The sequence below is a fragment of the Klebsiella quasipneumoniae subsp. quasipneumoniae genome, from assembly GCF_020525925.1.
In the GTDB taxonomy this organism is placed as follows: Bacteria; Pseudomonadota; Gammaproteobacteria; order Enterobacterales; family Enterobacteriaceae; genus Klebsiella; species Klebsiella quasipneumoniae.
This window is the reverse complement of record NZ_CP084876.1, coordinates 455,580-472,509: the sequence shown is the minus strand read 5'-3', so window position 1 is coordinate 472,509 and position 16,930 is coordinate 455,580. Positions and strand designations below refer to the sequence as shown.

Annotated in this window: 17 protein-coding genes and 2 rRNA genes; 6 read left to right on the top strand and 13 right to left on the bottom strand. The window is 53.9% G+C overall.

Features of this window, described 5'->3' with window-relative positions; translation table 11 throughout:
• Window position 1 precedes the first annotated feature (1 nt).
• Window positions 2-2,903 (bottom strand): 23S ribosomal RNA (locus LGM20_RS02280).
• A 194-nt stretch (window positions 2,904-3,097) separates the two neighbouring features.
• Window positions 3,098-4,637: ribosomal RNA gene (locus LGM20_RS02275) — 16S ribosomal RNA — on the bottom strand.
• Together the 16S and 23S rRNA genes form the textbook arrangement of a ribosomal RNA operon.
• Before the next feature lie 471 nt (window positions 4,638-5,108).
• On the opposite strand from LGM20_RS02275, the gene LGM20_RS02270 reads away from it, so the two are divergent.
• Window positions 5,109-5,663, top strand: a complete 555-nt coding sequence (locus LGM20_RS02270; protein ID WP_044524944.1) for a gamma carbonic anhydrase family protein — start codon at window positions 5,109-5,111, stop codon at window positions 5,661-5,663.
• On the opposite strand, the gene LGM20_RS02265 is transcribed toward LGM20_RS02270, so the two are convergent.
• From LGM20_RS02265 to dprA, 6 genes are read right to left on the bottom strand one after another with little or no spacing between them, the layout of a single operon-like run.
• Window positions 5,639-5,896, bottom strand: coding sequence for a DUF1488 family protein (locus LGM20_RS02265; RefSeq protein WP_044524932.1), 258 nt, complete (start codon window positions 5,894-5,896; stop codon window positions 5,639-5,641). The genes LGM20_RS02270 and LGM20_RS02265 overlap by 25 nt on opposite strands.
• The gene (gene aroE / locus LGM20_RS02260; protein WP_044524933.1) at window positions 5,893-6,711 is read right to left on the bottom strand and encodes a shikimate dehydrogenase; all 819 of its coding nucleotides are present in this window, start codon (window positions 6,709-6,711) and stop codon (window positions 5,893-5,895) included. The genes LGM20_RS02265 and aroE overlap by 4 nt, the downstream gene beginning before the upstream one ends.
• Before the next feature lie 3 nt (window positions 6,712-6,714).
• Window positions 6,715-7,287: an L-threonylcarbamoyladenylate synthase type 1 TsaC gene (gene tsaC, locus LGM20_RS02255; RefSeq protein WP_004206805.1), complete on the bottom strand. Its 573-nt coding sequence runs from the start codon at window positions 7,285-7,287 to the stop codon at window positions 6,715-6,717.
• Between the two features lie 4 nt (window positions 7,288-7,291).
• The gene (locus tag LGM20_RS02250; RefSeq protein ID WP_044524935.1) at window positions 7,292-7,834 is read right to left on the bottom strand and encodes a DNA topoisomerase family protein; all 543 of its coding nucleotides are present in this window, start codon (window positions 7,832-7,834) and stop codon (window positions 7,292-7,294) included.
• 26 nt (window positions 7,835-7,860) lie between these two features.
• Window positions 7,861-8,334 (bottom strand): DUF494 family protein Smg, encoded by a 474-nt coding sequence (gene smg, locus LGM20_RS02245; protein WP_002919137.1) that lies wholly within the window; start codon window positions 8,332-8,334, stop codon window positions 7,861-7,863.
• Window positions 8,306-9,430 carry a DNA-protecting protein DprA gene (gene dprA, locus LGM20_RS02240; protein WP_044524937.1) on the bottom strand — a complete coding sequence of 375 codons (1,125 nt, stop codon included), beginning with the start codon at window positions 9,428-9,430 and terminating at the stop codon, window positions 8,306-8,308. The genes smg and dprA overlap by 29 nt, the downstream gene beginning before the upstream one ends.
• A 128-nt stretch (window positions 9,431-9,558) precedes the next feature.
• Here dprA and def point away from each other — a divergent pair, with 128 nt between their 5' ends.
• The 5 genes from def to mscL all read left to right on the top strand — a co-directional run bounded on the left by def (window position 9,559) and on the right by mscL (window position 14,321).
• Window positions 9,559-10,068, top strand: a complete 510-nt coding sequence (def, locus tag LGM20_RS02235; RefSeq protein WP_004206802.1) for a peptide deformylase — start codon at window positions 9,559-9,561, stop codon at window positions 10,066-10,068.
• Window positions 10,069-10,082: 14 nt separating this feature from the next.
• A complete protein-coding gene (gene fmt / locus LGM20_RS02230; protein ID WP_017900611.1) occupies window positions 10,083-11,030 on the top strand; it encodes a methionyl-tRNA formyltransferase in 948 nt (315 codons plus the stop codon).
• 52 nt (window positions 11,031-11,082) lie between these two features.
• Window positions 11,083-12,378 carry a 16S rRNA (cytosine(967)-C(5))-methyltransferase RsmB gene (gene rsmB / locus LGM20_RS02225; protein ID WP_023291170.1) on the top strand — a complete coding sequence of 432 codons (1,296 nt, stop codon included), beginning with the start codon at window positions 11,083-11,085 and terminating at the stop codon, window positions 12,376-12,378.
• A 13-nt stretch (window positions 12,379-12,391) separates the two neighbouring features.
• On the top strand, window positions 12,392-13,768 hold the full coding sequence (gene trkA, locus LGM20_RS02220; RefSeq protein WP_002919153.1) for a Trk system potassium transporter TrkA: 1,377 nt from the start codon (window positions 12,392-12,394) through the stop codon (window positions 13,766-13,768).
• 139 nt (window positions 13,769-13,907) lie between these two features.
• On the top strand, window positions 13,908-14,321 hold the full coding sequence (mscL, locus tag LGM20_RS02215; RefSeq protein ID WP_004145325.1) for a large-conductance mechanosensitive channel protein MscL: 414 nt from the start codon (window positions 13,908-13,910) through the stop codon (window positions 14,319-14,321).
• Here mscL and LGM20_RS02210 read toward each other — a convergent pair.
• From LGM20_RS02210 to LGM20_RS02190, 5 genes are all read right to left on the bottom strand, one after another.
• Window positions 14,257-14,535 (bottom strand): alternative ribosome-rescue factor A, encoded by a 279-nt coding sequence (locus LGM20_RS02210; RefSeq protein WP_023291171.1) that lies wholly within the window; start codon window positions 14,533-14,535, stop codon window positions 14,257-14,259. The two genes, mscL and LGM20_RS02210, sit on opposite strands and share 65 nt — an antisense overlap.
• 57 nt (window positions 14,536-14,592) lie before the next feature.
• Window positions 14,593-15,018: a Zn(2+)-responsive transcriptional regulator gene (gene zntR, locus LGM20_RS02205; protein WP_023291172.1), complete on the bottom strand. Its 426-nt coding sequence runs from the start codon at window positions 15,016-15,018 to the stop codon at window positions 14,593-14,595.
• A 2-nt stretch (window positions 15,019-15,020) separates the two neighbouring features.
• The gene (locus LGM20_RS02200; RefSeq protein WP_032454201.1) at window positions 15,021-15,389 is read right to left on the bottom strand and encodes a DnaJ family domain-containing protein; all 369 of its coding nucleotides are present in this window, start codon (window positions 15,387-15,389) and stop codon (window positions 15,021-15,023) included.
• Between the two features lie 107 nt (window positions 15,390-15,496).
• A complete protein-coding gene (gene rplQ, locus LGM20_RS02195) occupies window positions 15,497-15,883 on the bottom strand; it encodes a 50S ribosomal protein L17 (protein ID WP_002919206.1) in 387 nt (128 codons plus the stop codon).
• A 40-nt stretch (window positions 15,884-15,923) separates the two neighbouring features.
• Window positions 15,924-16,913: a DNA-directed RNA polymerase subunit alpha gene (locus LGM20_RS02190; protein ID WP_002919219.1), complete on the bottom strand. Its 990-nt coding sequence runs from the start codon at window positions 16,911-16,913 to the stop codon at window positions 15,924-15,926.
• Window positions 16,914-16,930: the final 17 nt, after the last annotated feature.

The following is a 16,930-nucleotide window of genomic DNA, read 5'->3' as shown; positions in this document are numbered from 1 at the left end:
TAAGGTTAAGCCTCACGGTTCATTAGTACCGGTTAGCTCAACGCATCGCTGCGCTTACACACCCGGCCTATCAACGTCGTCGTCTTCAACGTTCCTTCAGGAGACTTATAGTCTCAGGGAGAACTCATCTCGGGGCAAGTTTCGTGCTTAGATGCTTTCAGCACTTATCTCTTCCGCATTTAGCTACCGGGCAGTGCCATTGGCATGACAACCCGAACACCAGTGATGCGTCCACTCCGGTCCTCTCGTACTAGGAGCAGCCCCCCTCAATTCTCCAGCGCCCACGGCAGATAGGGACCGAACTGTCTCACGACGTTCTAAACCCAGCTCGCGTACCACTTTAAATGGCGAACAGCCATACCCTTGGGACCTACTTCAGCCCCAGGATGTGATGAGCCGACATCGAGGTGCCAAACACCGCCGTCGATATGAACTCTTGGGCGGTATCAGCCTGTTATCCCCGGAGTACCTTTTATCCGTTGAGCGATGGCCCTTCCATTCAGAACCACCGGATCACTATGACCTGCTTTCGCACCTGCTCGCGCCGTCACGCTCGCAGTCAAGCTAGCTTATGCCATTGCACTAACCTCCTGATGTCCGACCAGGATTAGCTAACCTTCGTGCTCCTCCGTTACGCTTTGGGAGGAGACCGCCCCAGTCAAACTACCCACCAGACACTGTCCGCAACCCCGATTAGGGGCCCACGTTAGAACATCAAACATTAAAGGGTGGTATTTCAAGGTTGGCTCCACGCAGACTGGCGTCCACGCTTCAAAGCCTCCCACCTATCCTACACATCAAGGCTCAATGTTCAGTGTCAAGCTATAGTAAAGGTTCACGGGGTCTTTCCGTCTTGCCGCGGGTACACTGCATCTTCACAGCGAGTTCAATTTCACTGAGTCTCGGGTGGAGACAGCCTGGCCATCATTACGCCATTCGTGCAGGTCGGAACTTACCCGACAAGGAATTTCGCTACCTTAGGACCGTTATAGTTACGGCCGCCGTTTACCGGGGCTTCGATCAAGAGCTTCTCCTTACGGATAACCCCATCAATTAACCTTCCGGCACCGGGCAGGCGTCACACCGTATACGTCCACTTTCGTGTTTGCACAGTGCTGTGTTTTTAATAAACAGTTGCAGCCAGCTGGTATCTTCGACTGGTCTCAGCTCCATCCGCAGGGACTTCACCTACACACCAGCGTGCCTTCTCCCGAAGTTACGGCACCATTTTGCCTAGTTCCTTCACCCGAGTTCTCTCAAGCGCCTTGGTATTCTCTACCTGACCACCTGTGTCGGTTTGGGGTACGATTTGATGTTACCTGATGCTTAGAGGCTTTTCCTGGAAGCAGGGCATTTGTTACTTCAGCACCGTAGTGCCTCGTCATCACACCTCAGCCTTGATTATCCGGATTTGCCTGGATAACCAGCCTACATGCTTAAACCGGGACAACCGTCGCCCGGCTAACATAGCCTTCTCCGTCCCCCCTTCGCAGTAACACCAAGTACAGGAATATTAACCTGTTTCCCATCGACTACGCCTTTCGGCCTCGCCTTAGGGGTCGACTCACCCTGCCCCGATTAACGTTGGACAGGAACCCTTGGTCTTCCGGCGAGCGGGCTTTTCACCCGCTTTATCGTTACTTATGTCAGCATTCGCACTTCTGATACCTCCAGCAACCCTCACAGGTCACCTTCGCAGGCTTACAGAACGCTCCCCTACCCAACAACACATCGTGTCGCTGCCGCAGCTTCGGTGCATGGTTTAGCCCCGTTACATCTTCCGCGCAGGCCGACTCGACCAGTGAGCTATTACGCTTTCTTTAAATGATGGCTGCTTCTAAGCCAACATCCTGGCTGTCTGTGCCTTCCCACATCGTTTCCCACTTAACCATGACTTTGGGACCTTAGCTGGCGGTCTGGGTTGTTTCCCTCTTCACGACGGACGTTAGCACCCGCCGTGTGTCTCCCGTGATAACATTCTTCGGTATTCGTAGTTTGCATCGGGTTGGTAAGTCGGGATGACCCCCTAGCCGAAACAGTGCTCTACCCCCGAAGATGAGTTCACGAGGCGCTACCTAAATAGCTTTCGGGGAGAACCAGCTATCTCCCGGTTTGATTGGCCTTTCACCCCCAGCCACAAGTCATCCGCTAATTTTTCAACATTAGTCGGTTCGGTCCTCCAGTTAGTGTTACCCAACCTTCAACCTGCCCATGGCTAGATCACCGGGTTTCGGGTCTATACCCTGCAACTTAACGCCCAGTTAAGACTCGGTTTCCCTGCGGCTCCCCTATACGGTTAACCTTGCTACAGAATATAAGTCGCTGACCCATTATACAAAAGGTACGCAGTCACACCCGAAGGTGCTCCCACTGCTTGTACGTACACGGTTTCAGGTTCTTTTTCACTCCCCTCGCCGGGGTTCTTTTCGCCTTTCCCTCACGGTACTGGTTCACTATCGGTCAGTCAGGAGTATTTAGCCTTGGAGGATGGTCCCCCCATATTCAGACAGGATACCACGTGTCCCGCCCTACTCTTCGAGTTCACAACCTGTGCATTTTGGTGTACGGGACTATCACCCTGTACCGTCGGACTTTCCAGACCGTTCCACTAACACACAAGCTGATTCAGACTCTGGGCTGCTCCCCGTTCGCTCGCCGCTACTGGGGGAATCTCGGTTGATTTCTTTTCCTCGGGGTACTTAGATGTTTCAGTTCCCCCGGTTCGCCTCGTTAACCTATGTATTCAGTTAACGATAGTGCAACGAATTGCACTGGGTTTCCCCATTCGGACATCGCCGGCTATAACGGTTCATATCACCTTACCGACGCTTTTCGCAGATTAGCACGTCCTTCATCGCCTCTGACTGCCAGGGCATCCACCGTGTACGCTTAGTCGCTTAACCTCACAACCCGAAGATGTCTTCAGATTGCGAAAATTTGAGAGACTCGAACACACATTAACTGTGTGTCGTTTCAATTTTCAGCTTGATCCAGATTTTTAAAGAGCAAAATTTCACAATGCACTTCGCAGTACATTTTGAAATTTATTATTTATCAAACAATCTGTGTGAGCACTACAAAGGCAGGTTCTTTAAGGTAAGGAGGTGATCCAACCGCAGGTTCCCCTACGGTTACCTTGTTACGACTTCACCCCAGTCATGAATCACAAAGTGGTAAGCGCCCTCCCGAAGGTTAAGCTACCTACTTCTTTTGCAACCCACTCCCATGGTGTGACGGGCGGTGTGTACAAGGCCCGGGAACGTATTCACCGTAGCATTCTGATCTACGATTACTAGCGATTCCGACTTCATGGAGTCGAGTTGCAGACTCCAATCCGGACTACGACATACTTTATGAGGTCCGCTTGCTCTCGCGAGGTCGCTTCTCTTTGTATATGCCATTGTAGCACGTGTGTAGCCCTGGTCGTAAGGGCCATGATGACTTGACGTCATCCCCACCTTCCTCCAGTTTATCACTGGCAGTCTCCTTTGAGTTCCCGGCCGGACCGCTGGCAACAAAGGATAAGGGTTGCGCTCGTTGCGGGACTTAACCCAACATTTCACAACACGAGCTGACGACAGCCATGCAGCACCTGTCTCACAGTTCCCGAAGGCACCAAAGCATCTCTGCTAAGTTCTGTGGATGTCAAGACCAGGTAAGGTTCTTCGCGTTGCATCGAATTAAACCACATGCTCCACCGCTTGTGCGGGCCCCCGTCAATTCATTTGAGTTTTAACCTTGCGGCCGTACTCCCCAGGCGGTCGATTTAACGCGTTAGCTCCGGAAGCCACGCCTCAAGGGCACAACCTCCAAATCGACATCGTTTACGGCGTGGACTACCAGGGTATCTAATCCTGTTTGCTCCCCACGCTTTCGCACCTGAGCGTCAGTCTTTGTCCAGGGGGCCGCCTTCGCCACCGGTATTCCTCCAGATCTCTACGCATTTCACCGCTACACCTGGAATTCTACCCCCCTCTACAAGACTCTAGCCTGCCAGTTTCGAATGCAGTTCCCAGGTTGAGCCCGGGGATTTCACATCCGACTTGACAGACCGCCTGCGTGCGCTTTACGCCCAGTAATTCCGATTAACGCTTGCACCCTCCGTATTACCGCGGCTGCTGGCACGGAGTTAGCCGGTGCTTCTTCTGCGGGTAACGTCAATCGATGAGGTTATTAACCTCACCGCCTTCCTCCCCGCTGAAAGTGCTTTACAACCCGAAGGCCTTCTTCACACACGCGGCATGGCTGCATCAGGCTTGCGCCCATTGTGCAATATTCCCCACTGCTGCCTCCCGTAGGAGTCTGGACCGTGTCTCAGTTCCAGTGTGGCTGGTCATCCTCTCAGACCAGCTAGGGATCGTCGCCTAGGTGAGCCGTTACCCCACCTACTAGCTAATCCCATCTGGGCACATCTGATGGCATGAGGCCCGAAGGTCCCCCACTTTGGTCTTGCGACGTTATGCGGTATTAGCTACCGTTTCCAGTAGTTATCCCCCTCCATCAGGCAGTTTCCCAGACATTACTCACCCGTCCGCCGCTCGTCACCCGAGAGCAAGCTCTCTGTGCTACCGCTCGACTTGCATGTGTTAGGCCTGCCGCCAGCGTTCAATCTGAGCCATGATCAAACTCTTCAATTTAAGTTTGATGCTCAAAGAATTAAACTTCGTAATGAATTACGTGTTCACTCTTGAGACTTGGTATTCATTTTTCGTCCGAGGACGTTAAGAATCCATGTCACTTTGAGTGCCCACACAGATTGTCTGATAAATTGTTAAAGAGCAGTTGCGACGCGCTTTAGCGCTCTGTCGCGAGGTGGCGTATATTACGCTTTCCTCTTTCAGAGTCAACCCGTTTTTCAGGATTTTTCTCTTCAACCGAACCGGCTGTTTGTGTGAAGTGATTCACATCTGCCGTGTCAGTGGGAGCGCATTATAGGGATCCCATTTTTTTGCACAAGCCTTTTTTCGATCTTTTTTTCTGAATGGTGATTTTTCACCCTTTTCGCCGTGTAATTGCGCGATTTGCTCAATTTTCACCGTTTTCAGGGGTTGCAGAGCGAGATAAAAGCCACCAAAGTCTTCTTACGCTCCCGTATTTTTGAGGTCAACATGTCTGCTCACCTGCGTCCCTATAAAACATTTTTCCCGCAAATCGGTCTTCGCGTCATGATTGACGCATCCAGCGTCGTCATCGGTGATGTCAGAATTGCCGATGACGTCAGCGTCTGGCCTCTGGTCGCCATTCGCGGCGACGTCAATTTCGTGTCGATAGGTCAACGTAGCAATATTCAGGACGGCAGCGTTCTACACGTGACCCATAGATCCTCTTACAAGCCTGAGGGAAATCCACTGATCATTGGCGAGGATGTGACGGTTGGTCACAAAGTGATGCTGCACGGCTGCACTATCGGCAACCGCGTGCTGGTTGGTATGGGTTCGATCTTGTTAGATGGTGTCGTGGTTGGTGATGACGTCATGATTGGCGCGGGAAGTCTGGTGCCGCAGAATAAACAGCTTGAAAGCGGCTTCCTTTACTTTGGCAATCCGGTCAAACAGATCCGCCCCCTGACAGAGGCGGAGCGGGAAGGCCTAAAATATTCAGCAAATAACTATGTGAAATGGAAAGATGAATATCTGGATCAGGAGAGCCAGACCCAACCCTGAGCATCCTCCTGATTATCGCGGATCAATGCCTCAGCCTCTTCCTCAAGATCCCAACGATGTTCCCGGAATGCGGCCAGCCACTGCGCTGGCCCCTCTGCGCCAAAACGCTGCTGCAGGATCTGCCCTGAAATTACGCAGGTTAATTGCATCCCATTCACCAACGCGGGAAAAACCACGCCCTGCCGTTCAGCATCCCATAATTCCCGATCGGGAAACTGAATCGCCTGATTCATGCATTCAGTTCCTGTTGCAGCTTTTCTATAACCGGGGTGATAGCCGGCAGGACGCCGTGCCATAGCAGAAAGGCATGGGCGGCTTGCGCCACCAGCATTCCCAGCCCGTCAGCGTAGTGGGTTGCGCCATGCTGCTGGCACCACTGAAGAAATGGCGTCGCCCCTTTCTGGTAAAACATGTCATAGCAATACACGTCGGGGTTAACAACAGACGCCGGGATAGCCGGCACATCACCCTCTATCCCACTGGATGTTGCATTGACGATCAGATCGAAAGTTTCCCCGGCTAAGGTATCCATTTCCCGGGCGCTGACGCTACCGGTATGGGCGAAGAGCGTGGCTAACTCATGGGCGCGAGCATAGGTGCGATTGACGATCGTCACAGCGCACCCCAGCGATAGCAGCGGCAGCAGTACCCCACGCGATGCGCCACCGGCACCGATAAGCAGGATCCGCTGGCGTGGCTTAATGAATCCCAGACGCTCCAGATCGCTCAGAAGACCAATACCATCCGTGTTGTCGCCCAGCAAACGCCCATCTTCCAGACGTTTCAAGGTATTCACCGCTCCCGCCAGCGCAGCGCGTTCTGTCAGTTCATCCGCGCGCGCAAAGGCTTCTTCTTTGAAAGGAACGGTAACGTTGGCGCCCTTTCCTCCTTCCGCAAAAAACTGATTCAGAGAAGAGACAAAATCGTCCAGCGGCGCCAGCACACGTCCATAAGGATGGGTAATGCCTAACTGGCGGGCAAAAAGGTGGTGAATAGAAGGCGACTTGCTGTGCGCAATCGGATTACCAAAAACAGCGTAGGTTTCCATGATTCACCCCTGGCGGAACAGTTCACCCGTCAGGGCATCACGTATTTCAGATGGATTTTGACGTCCGCCCGTAGCGCCATCCACGACCGGGAAGCTGTCACCAAACTGAGCACGGACCTCTGCGGTAGTGCGGCAAGGCGGTTGACCGGTGAGATTGGCGCTCGTCGAGACCAGCGGTTTTCCGTAGGCTTCGCACAATTCAATCACCAGCGGATGGTTGGTTACGCGTACGGCCAGCGAATCAAAACGACCCGTCAGCCAGCGTGGCGTTTCAGGACGAGCCGGGAATACAAACGTCACCGGTCCTGGCCAGCAGGAAAAGATTGCTGCCCGCTGCGAGTCACTTAACCGAGAATCATCAATATAGGGCTTCAGCTGCTCAAAGCTAGCGGCGATAAGGATCAATCCCTTCTCAACAGGACGCTGCTTCAGCTCCAGCAGACGCATAACGGCCGTTTCGCTGTCAGGGTCGCAGCCGACGCCAAAAACAGCTTCCGTGGGATAGGCGATGACATGTTCATTATTCAGGACCGCCACGGCATGGGCGACGGCTTCTGAGGGCAGGTTATTGTTCACTGATTTATTCCGCCGGGATCGGCTTTCCACATTGTTTACTGGCACAGAAGCGTCTGAGCCCCTGCGCCGTCTTCTTTTCTATTAACAGCGGGTAATGGCATTCAGGGCATTCGCCCGCCACCGGTTTAAAATTGATAACGAACTGGCAATCAGGATAGCGATCGCAGGAGTGAAAGGTTTTACCGAAACGGGAACGACGCTGGACCAGATGGCCTTGTCCGCACTGCGGGCAAGCAATAGCCGTCTCATCTGGTTTATCAATTAGCTCGGTATGTTCGCATTCCGGATAGCGGCTACAGCCAATGAACATCCCAAAACGCCCCTGGCGTAGCACCATAACCGCGCCGCACGATGGGCATGCTTGCCCCTCCAGCACCTTAACGACATGCCCGTCCGCCTGACTTTTCAGGGGACGGATATAGTCACAGGCCGGATAATGCGAACAGCCGAGAAACGGGCCATGTTTCCCGGAACGGATCACCAGTTCAGCCCCGCACTGCGGGCAGGGCTCATTTTTACGCACCGAAAACAGTGCTGATTTGGTCATAACAACTCGATGTTGCTGCAAAAAGATTAATGCAGCATACCTTCATTTACTTCGAAGAGTAATTCTTCCATTTGCTGATAGGCGTTTTCACAGCCCGGAATATTGAACAGTACCATCAGGATGACCCATTTCAGGTCCTCCAGCTCAAATTCTGCCGTATCCAGCGCCAGTACGCGCTCTATCACCATTTCTCGCGTTTCGAGGTTCAACACCTGAATCTGCTCGAGGAAGAGTAAAAATCCCCGGCAACTGGCATCCAGACGCTGGCACTCCTCTTCGGTATATACCCGAAGCGACAGTGGGTCGGAAGCGAGCTGCATGGGTTCAACGAGACCTTCCTGATAATCAGCCAGTTTCTCGAGCCACATTAACGCGTTATAGATATCTTCCCGCTCAAAACCTGCGTCGGTAAGATCCCGCGTCAGTTTGTCCTGATCCACGCGCATTTCTGCTTCGCTATGGATGTAAGTTTCAAACAAATACATGAGTACGTCGAACATGGCTTGCCCTCCTTAATCGGACATAGCCGCCGGGTACAGCTGCGATCCAGCCTGCTAACTCCAGTTCAAGTAGCTGAGCTACGGTTACTGGCACAGATTGGCCGGCACGTTCAGCGACAACGTCAACAGGTGTTACCTCATCTCCTACGTTAGCCAGGAGCTCCGGAAATGGCAATGCTACAGACGGCTGATCGGCGCAATTATTTATCGAATCAGACGTATCAGTTAGCCAGGTCAGCTCGTTGTGCCAGTATTCCACAATATCCTCTGGCGAGGTCACCGGCACCGCGCCTTGCTTAATTAACCAGTGTGGGCCTTCCGATCCCGGATTGCCTATCGGCCCAGGCAGGGCAAACACATCCCTTCCCTGCTCCAGAGCACAGCGGACGGTAACCAGCGAGCCGCTTCGCAATGCCGCCTCAACCACCAACACGCCCAGGCTCAGGCCGCTGATAATCCGGTTGCGCCTGGGGAAATGCGCGGGAAGCGGCGGCGTTATTAGTGGAAATTCAGACACCAGCGCACCGCCATTATCGATGATCTGCTGGGCGAGGCTTGCATGGCGCCGCGGATAAACCTTACCCAGTCCGTTGCCCAGTACCGCGATGGTTTTGCCCTCGGCCGCGAGCGCGCCGCGATGCGCTACGCCATCAATGCCTAACGCCAGCCCACTGGTGATAGTCATTCCTTTACGCGCCAACGTTTCGCTGAAAAGCTTCCCCCAGCGAGCGCCATACCAGGAATGCAGGCGACTACCAATAACGGCAAGCTGCGCGCTGTGAAGCAGAGCGGGATCGCCGCTGACCAACAACGCACCGGGGTAATCAGCGATGGCCCTTAGCCGAAACGGAAAGCGCGGATCGTCGGCCCGTAACAGATGATGTTCCGGGTGCTCCAGCCAGCGCCGCGTCTCATCAAGCTCACGCCCGTCAAGCCGAAAAAATAACATTGCTTGCGCCGCGGACATCCCGACAGCATGCAGCGCTTCACGATCAACGCTGGCGGCTGCGCATAAGCGCTGTGCGATCTTCAGCATTCTGTCGCCATACAAGTTACTGACCTTCATCAGCCGCAGCCAAATCTCGTCGGGCGTCATCCTTACCCCCTGCCATAAGCGGTATTGACAATCTTTGCGATTGGACAGTGAGACTGTCAATTGCAGGGTGTTTTGTCTAGAATAGAGCTAATAATCTTATCAACTCCTGAATACGACTCTGGAACTTTATGGCAGTTTTGCAAGTGTTACATATTCCGGACGAGCGCCTTCGCAAAGTCGCCGAGCCGGTCAAAGAAGTGAATGCGGAAATTCAGCGTATCGTCGATGATATGTTCGACACCATGTACGCTGAGGAGGGCATTGGTCTGGCCGCGACCCAGGTCGATATCCATCAGCGCATTATCGTTATTGATGTGTCGGAAAATCGTGAAGAGCAGCTGGTGTTAATCAACCCGGAGCTGCTGGAAAAAGATGGCGAAACGGGCATCGAAGAAGGCTGCCTGTCGATTCCGGAACAGCGCGCCCTGGTGCCGCGTGCGGAAAAAGTGAAGATCCGAGCGCTGGATCGCGACGGTAAGCCATTTGAACTGGAGGCCGATGGCCTGCTGGCTATCTGTATTCAGCATGAGATGGATCATCTGGTCGGCAAACTGTTTATTGATTATCTGTCACCGCTCAAACAACAGCGCATTCGTCAGAAGGTTGAGAAACTGGATCGTTTACGTTCCCGTGCCTGATAACAAGGAATACCGTGTCACAATCACTACGTATCATTTTCGCCGGCACCCCCGATTTTGCAGCGCGTCATCTTGACGCGCTGTTGTCGTCTGAACATCAGGTTGTTGGCGTATTCACTCAGCCAGACCGTCCTGCTGGCCGCGGCAAAAAATTGATGCCGAGCCCGGTAAAGGTGCTGGCTGAAGCCCATAACTTACCTGTATTCCAGCCATCTTCCCTGCGTCCGCAGGACAACCAACAATTAGTCGCCGATCTCGGCGCCGATATCATGGTGGTGGTGGCGTACGGTTTGATTCTCCCGAAAGCGGTGCTGGAGATGCCCCGTCTGGGCTGCATCAACGTTCACGGCTCCCTGCTACCGCGTTGGCGTGGCGCAGCGCCGATCCAGCGTTCGCTGTGGGCCGGGGATAGCGAAACAGGCGTAACCATCATGCAGATGGACGTCGGCCTTGATACGGGTGATATGCTGTATAAGCTTTCCTGCCCCATTACCGCAGAGGATACCAGCGGCAGCCTGTACGATAAGCTGGCCGAGCTCGGCCCTCAAGGTCTGCTGGCAACCTTAGCCCAGCTGGCCAACGGCACCGCACAGCCTGAAGTACAGGATGAATCGCTGGTGTGCCACGCCGAGAAGCTGAGTAAAGAAGAAGCTCGCATCGACTGGTCGCTTTCTGCCGCACAGCTGGAGCGCTGCATCCGCGCCTTTAATCCGTGGCCAATGAGTTGGCTGGAAATTGACGGGCAGCCGCTAAAAGTGTGGCGGGCATCGGTCATTGCCGAAGCTGCGCATGCCGAACCGGGTACTATCGTGGCAGCAACCAAACAGGGTATCCAGGTCGCCACGGGCGATGGGATCCTCAGTCTGGAGTCGCTACAGCCTGCGGGTAAAAAAGCGATGAGCGCCCAGGATTTACTCAATTCCCGCCGGGAGTGGTTTACTCCTGGCACCCGTCTCGCCTGACGGTCGTCTCTTCTGAAGCCCGGGTTCGCCGGGCATTTTTATTTTTGCGCTTATGAAAAAGAATATAAATTTACGCAGCCTGGCCGCCCAGGCTATCGAGCAAGTCGTTGAAAAAGGTCAGTCTTTAAGCAACGTCCTGCCCCCTCTACAGCAAAAAGTCAGCGATAAAGACAAAGCGCTGCTGCAGGAGCTGTGTTTTGGCGTACTGCGTACGCTCAGCCAGCTGGAGTGGCTTATCAGCAAGCTGATGGCGCGTCCGATGACCGGCAAACAGCGCACCGTGCACTTTCTGATTATGGTTGGGCTCTATCAGTTACTCTACACCCGCATCCCTCCGCACGCCGCGCTGGCTGAAACGGTAGAAGGCGCGGTGGCGATTAAGCGCCCGCAGCTTAAAGGGCTGATCAATGGGGTGTTACGCCAGTTTCAGCGCCAGCAGGAAGAGCTACTGGCAGAATTCGCCGGGCAGGAAAACCGCTACCTTCATCCCAAATGGCTGCTGAAGCGTCTGCAGCAGGCCTGGCCGCAACAATGGCAGGAGATCGTCGATGCGAACAACCAGCGCCCGCCGATGTGGCTGCGCGTTAACCGCAACCATCATTCCCGAGACGAATGGCTTGCTCTGCTTAAAGAGGCTGGCTTAGAGGGCTTCACCCACCCTGACTATCCCGACGCCGTGCGTCTGGCCACCCCTGCCCCGGTCCATGCGTTGCCGGGTTTTGCCGAAGGATGGGTAACCGTTCAGGATGCCTCGGCCCAGGGCTGCATGCGCTATCTGCAGCCGGAAAACGGCGAGCGCATTCTCGATCTCTGCGCCGCGCCGGGCGGCAAGACGACGCATATTCTGGAAGTCGCTCCCCAGGCTGAGGTCATGGCGGTGGACATTGATGAACAGCGTCTTTCCCGCGTCTATGACAACCTGAAACGGCTGGGCATGAAAGCCGAAGTCAAACAGGGCGATGGTCGCTTCCCTGAGCAGTGGTGTGGCAGCGAGCAGTTCGATCGTATTCTGCTGGATGCCCCCTGTTCCGCCACCGGCGTTATCCGCCGCCACCCGGATATCAAATGGCTGCGCCGGGATCGGGATATCGGCGATTTAGCCCAGCTGCAGGCCGAGATCCTCAATGCCATCTGGGGGCATCTGAAGCCAGGCGGCACGTTGGTTTACGCTACCTGTTCTATTCTGCCGGAAGAGAATAGTCAGCAAATTGCCGCGTTCCTCGCGCGGACCCCGGATGCAGAGCTTCACGCAACCGGTACGCCGGCAAGCCCGGGACAGCAAAATCTGCCGGGTGCGGAAGAAGGCGATGGCTTCTTTTACGCTAAGCTAATCAAACGTCGGAACTAATGGATCACTGCAGATGAAGATTATTATTCTGGGCGCCGGCCAGGTCGGCGGCACGCTGGCGGAGAACCTCGTCGGCGAGAACAATGATATTACGCTGGTTGATACCAATGGCGACCGTCTGCGCAGCCTGCAGGATAAGTTCGACCTGCGTGTCGTCCAGGGGCACGGTTCTCATCCCCGCGTACTGCGCGAGGCAGGAGCCGATGATGCCGATATGCTGGTGGCGGTCACCAGTTCGGATGAAACCAACATGGTGGCCTGTCAGGTCGCCTATTCATTATTCAATACGCCAAACCGTATAGCCCGTATTCGTGCGCCTGATTACGTCCGCGATGCGGAAAAGCTCTTCAATTCTGAAGCTGTGCCCATCGATCACTTAATCGCTCCGGAACAGCTGGTCATCGACAATATTCATCGCCTGATAGAATATCCCGGCGCGCTGCAGGTCGTGAACTTCGCCGAAGGTAAAGTCAGCCTCGCCGTGGTGAAAGCCTATTACGGTGGTCCGCTGGTGGGGAATGCGTTGTCCACCATGCGCGAGCATATGCCGCATATCGATACGCGCGTGGCCGCCATTTTCCGCCACGATCGCCCCATCCGCCCACAGGGTTCGACGATTGTCGAGGCCGGCGATGAAGTCTTCTTTATTGCCGCCTCGCAGCATATTCGCGCGGTCATGAGCGAACTCCAGCGTCTGGAGAAACCTTACAAACGCATCATGTTGGTCGGCGGCGGCAATATTGGCGCGGGCCTGGCCCATAAGCTGGAAAAAGACTACAGCGTTAAGCTTATCGAGCGCAATCAGCAGCGAGCCGCTGAGCTGGCAGAAAAACTGCAGCATACTATCGTCTTCTACGGTGACGCATCGGATCAGGAGCTGCTGGCCGAAGAGCATATTGACCAGGTGGACCTGTTTATTGCCGTCACTAACGATGACGAAGCAAACATCATGTCTGCGATGCTGGCCAAGCGAATGGGGGCCAAAAAAGTCATGGTGCTGATCCAGCGCAGAGCCTATGTGGATCTGGTTCAGGGTAGCGTCATTGATATCGCGATATCGCCTCAGCAGGCCACGATTTCCGCCCTCCTCAGCCATGTCCGTAAAGCCGATATTGTCGGCGTCTCCTCCCTGCGCCGCGGCGTTGCGGAAGCGATCGAAGCAGTGGCACACGGCGATGAGAGCACCTCGCGGGTGGTCGGGCGGTCGATCGATGAGATCAAGCTTCCGCCAGGCACGATCATCGGCGCCGTCGTGCGCGGGAATGACGTGATGATCGCTAATAATAATCTGCGGATCGAGCAGGGCGATCATGTGATCATGTTTTTGACTGATAAAAAGTTTATTTCCGATGTAGAAAGGCTGTTCCAGCCAAGCCCCTTCTTCCTGTAATTCCCAGGGCGTCGAACAGGCGCCTTTTATTATCCCTTATTATTCAAAGGTTAATATTTTCCTGTAACGCTCTACGAGGAATGGCAAATGAAAATACATTTGTTAAACTTACAACGTCAGCTGGCTCAAGGAGAATAAAATGAGTTTTTTAAAAGAGTTTCGCGAATTCGCGATGCGCGGGAACGTTGTCGATTTGGCAGTGGGTGTGATCATCGGTGCAGCATTCGGTAAAATTGTTTCGTCGCTGGTCGCGGATATTATTATGCCGCCGCTCGGCCTGTTGATTGGCGGGATCGATTTTAAACAGTTTGCCGTCACGCTGCGCGATGCCCAGGGTGATGTACCGGCAGTGGTGATGCACTACGGGGTGTTTATTCAGAACGTTTTCGATTTCATCATCGTCGCATTTGCCATTTTCATGGCGATTAAACTGATGAATAAGTTAAATCGTAAGAAAGAAGAGGCTCCGGCGGCACCGCCAGCGCCCTCTAAAGAAGAAGTCCTGCTGAGCGAAATTCGCGATCTGCTGAAAGAACAAAACAACCGTTCTTAATCAGCAGTGAAAGCAGAAGGCCAGTGGTAAAAAAGCGATTCGCTTGCTTGCCACTGGCCTCCCGGTCATTCCTTGCTGCATGTTTATCTTTACGTTGATAGCTTCCTTTCCCTTTCTTATTCTTCTCTACGCGCTGCCTGAATAATGGATCGTGGAGAAGTGCCTCAATGGCGTTATCTTTAATTTGTCCTTTGGTATGCTGATAGCGACTCATAGTAACTCCAGTGGATGTGTGAATTCCGCGCGAGTGTAGATCCGCGCGCACAAAAAATCAACGCCCGGTATTGCCGTTGCTGGCGCCTTGCTCAAGGGCCTCGAGGATCGAACAGTAAACGCTGCTGTGAGCTGTGCCACAGCAGGCATCATTGAGCCGTTGCAGAGAGCGACGCATCGTTTGTAGCTCGTTGATCCGCGCCTCAACTTCGCTTAATCGCGCCTGAACGATCCCTTTCGACTCCTGACAGGTGTGATGCTCCGGATCGATACGGATCGACAATAATTCGCGGATCGCTTCCAGAGTAAAGCCCAGCTGACGGGCATAGCGAATAAAGCGCAAACGCTGAAGATCGTTATCCGAGTAAAGACGAAATCCCCCCTCAGTGCGCACGTCATGATCCATCATTTGCTGTTTTTCATAATAACGGATGGTATCTGGCGTCACATCAGCCAGTTTTGCCAGCTCACCAATACGATACATATTCACTCCTGATTAATTTTGTGCAGCAACGCATCGGCGTACTCACCGCGTAAAAAGTCGGTGTTCAGTCCTGCCTGACGCAGCTTAAGCTCGAGCAGAGCAAGGCGCTTGCTGAGTTCGGCATGCCGCGGGTCGTCCTGACGGACCCCCTTCAACAAGTCTGCCAGAGCCACCGCTTCTTTGCGCTGCTCCAGCTCCGGGGGAAGACACCCTGCATTCTTCAGAAGGCGATAGCCTGCCCGCAGCTCGGCCGGTACATGCGAATCGTCATCGAGCGTTAGCGGCACGCCGCTACCGGGTAAATTATCGAACTCGCCTTTGGTTTGGGCATCGAGGATATGGCGTTCTGCCCACTGATCCAGTAACCACATTCTACGGCTCCGGGGATGAACAAAAAGAGTACAGATATTGTAGTGAAGTGGGGATGGGGTAGATATAAAAAAACCCGCCGGGGCGGGTTTTTTTACGTTACTACAGATTACTCTGCAGCAGCTTCTGCTTTCGGCTCAGCACGATCAACCAGCTCGATGTATGCCATCGGCGCGTTGTCGCCTGCACGGAAGCCACACTTCAGAATGCGAGTGTAACCACCGGCGCGGCTCGCGAAACGCGGGCCCAGCTCGTTAAACAGTTTTGCCACGATCTCGTTATCACGAGTACGGGCGAATGCCAGACGACGATTAGCAACGCTATCAGTCTTGGCAAGAGTAATCAGCGGCTCAACTACGCGACGCAGTTCTTTCGCTTTCGGCAGGGTCGTCTTGATGATTTCATGACGAACCAGCGAACCTGCCATGTTACGGAACATAGCCTGGCGATGGCTGCTGTTGCGGTTCAGTTGACGACCACTCTTACGATGGCGCATGACCTTATCCTTCTCAGTAAAACCTTAACCTGTGATCCGGTTACTCGTCAGCAATGCTTGCTGGTGGCCAGTTTTCCAGGCGCATGCCCAGAGACAGTCCACGGGAAGCCAGCACGTCTTTAATCTCAGTAAGAGATTTTTTACCTAGGTTCGGCGTTTTCAGCAACTCAACCTCGGTACGCTGTACCAGATCACCGATATAGTGGATAGCTTCTGCCTTGAGGCAGTTAGCAGAGCGGACAGTCAATTCCAGATCGTCAACAGGGCGCAGCAGGATCGGATCGAATTCTGGTTTCTCTTCTTTCACTTCTGGCTGACGTACATCACGTAAGTCAACAAAAGCTTCCAGTTGTTCAGCCAGGATGGTTGCCGCACGACGAATCGCCTCTTCAGGATCGATTGTGCCGTTGGTTTCCATTTCGATGACCAGCTTGTCCAGGTCGGTACGCTGTTCTACACGCGCAGCTTCAACATTGTAGGCAATACGCTCTACAGGGCTGTAGCAGGCGTCGACCAGCAGACGGCCGATTGGGCGCTCATCTTCTTCCGAATGAATTCGGGCAGAAGCCGGCACATAACCGCGACCGCGCTGAACTTTGATACGCATGCTGATAGCAGCGTTCTCATCAGTCAGGTGGCAAATCACGTGCTGCGGCTTGACGATTTCGACATCACCGTCGTGGGTAATGTCGGCTGCGGTCACAGGGCCAATGCCAGATTTATTCAAAGTAAGGATGACTTCATCTTTACCCTGAACTCTCACCGCCAGCCCTTTCAGGTTGAGCAGGATTTCAAGGATGTCTTCCTGAACGCCTTCTTTGGTGCTGTACTCGTGCAGTACACCATCAATCTCAACCTCGGTCACCGCGCAACCCGGCATCGATGAGAGCAGAATACGGCGCAGTGCGTTACCCAGAGTATGGCCGAAGCCACGCTCTAAAGGCTCAAGGGTCACCTTGGCGTGCGTCGAACTCACTTGCTCGATATCGACCAGGCGCGGTTTTAGAAACTCTGTCACAGAACCCTGCATTGTGTCCTCTCTTTGGT

Excerpts from the sequence above, each read along its gene's own strand:
- LGM20_RS02210 (WP_023291171.1), bottom strand. The coding sequence starts at position 14,535 with ATGAGTCGCTATCAGCATACCAAAGGACAAATTAAAGATAACGCCATT.
- LGM20_RS02200 (WP_032454201.1), bottom strand. The coding sequence starts at position 15,389 with ATGTGGTTACTGGATCAGTGGGCAGAACGCCATATCCTCGATGCCCAA.
- zntR (WP_023291172.1), bottom strand. The coding sequence starts at position 15,018 with ATGTATCGTATTGGTGAGCTGGCAAAACTGGCTGATGTGACGCCAGAT.
- LGM20_RS02190 (WP_002919219.1), bottom strand. The coding sequence starts at position 16,913 with ATGCAGGGTTCTGTGACAGAGTTTCTAAAACCGCGCCTGGTCGATATC.
- rsmB (WP_023291170.1), top strand. The coding sequence starts at position 11,083 with ATGAAAAAGAATATAAATTTACGCAGCCTGGCCGCCCAGGCTATCGAG.
- aroE (WP_044524933.1), bottom strand. The coding sequence starts at position 6,711 with ATGGAAACCTACGCTGTTTTTGGTAATCCGATTGCGCACAGCAAGTCG.
- LGM20_RS02265 (WP_044524932.1), bottom strand. The coding sequence starts at position 5,896 with ATGAATCAGGCGATTCAGTTTCCCGATCGGGAATTATGGGATGCTGAA.
- dprA (WP_044524937.1), bottom strand. The coding sequence starts at position 9,430 with ATGACGCCCGACGAGATTTGGCTGCGGCTGATGAAGGTCAGTAACTTG.
- mscL (WP_004145325.1), top strand. The coding sequence starts at position 13,908 with ATGAGTTTTTTAAAAGAGTTTCGCGAATTCGCGATGCGCGGGAACGTT.
- rplQ (WP_002919206.1), bottom strand. The coding sequence starts at position 15,883 with ATGCGCCATCGTAAGAGTGGTCGTCAACTGAACCGCAACAGCAGCCAT.
- def (WP_004206802.1), top strand. The coding sequence starts at position 9,559 with ATGGCAGTTTTGCAAGTGTTACATATTCCGGACGAGCGCCTTCGCAAA.
- trkA (WP_002919153.1), top strand. The coding sequence starts at position 12,392 with ATGAAGATTATTATTCTGGGCGCCGGCCAGGTCGGCGGCACGCTGGCG.
- LGM20_RS02270 (WP_044524944.1), top strand. The coding sequence starts at position 5,109 with ATGTCTGCTCACCTGCGTCCCTATAAAACATTTTTCCCGCAAATCGGT.
- smg (WP_002919137.1), bottom strand. The coding sequence starts at position 8,334 with ATGTTCGACGTACTCATGTATTTGTTTGAAACTTACATCCATAGCGAA.
- LGM20_RS02250 (WP_044524935.1), bottom strand. The coding sequence starts at position 7,834 with ATGACCAAATCAGCACTGTTTTCGGTGCGTAAAAATGAGCCCTGCCCG.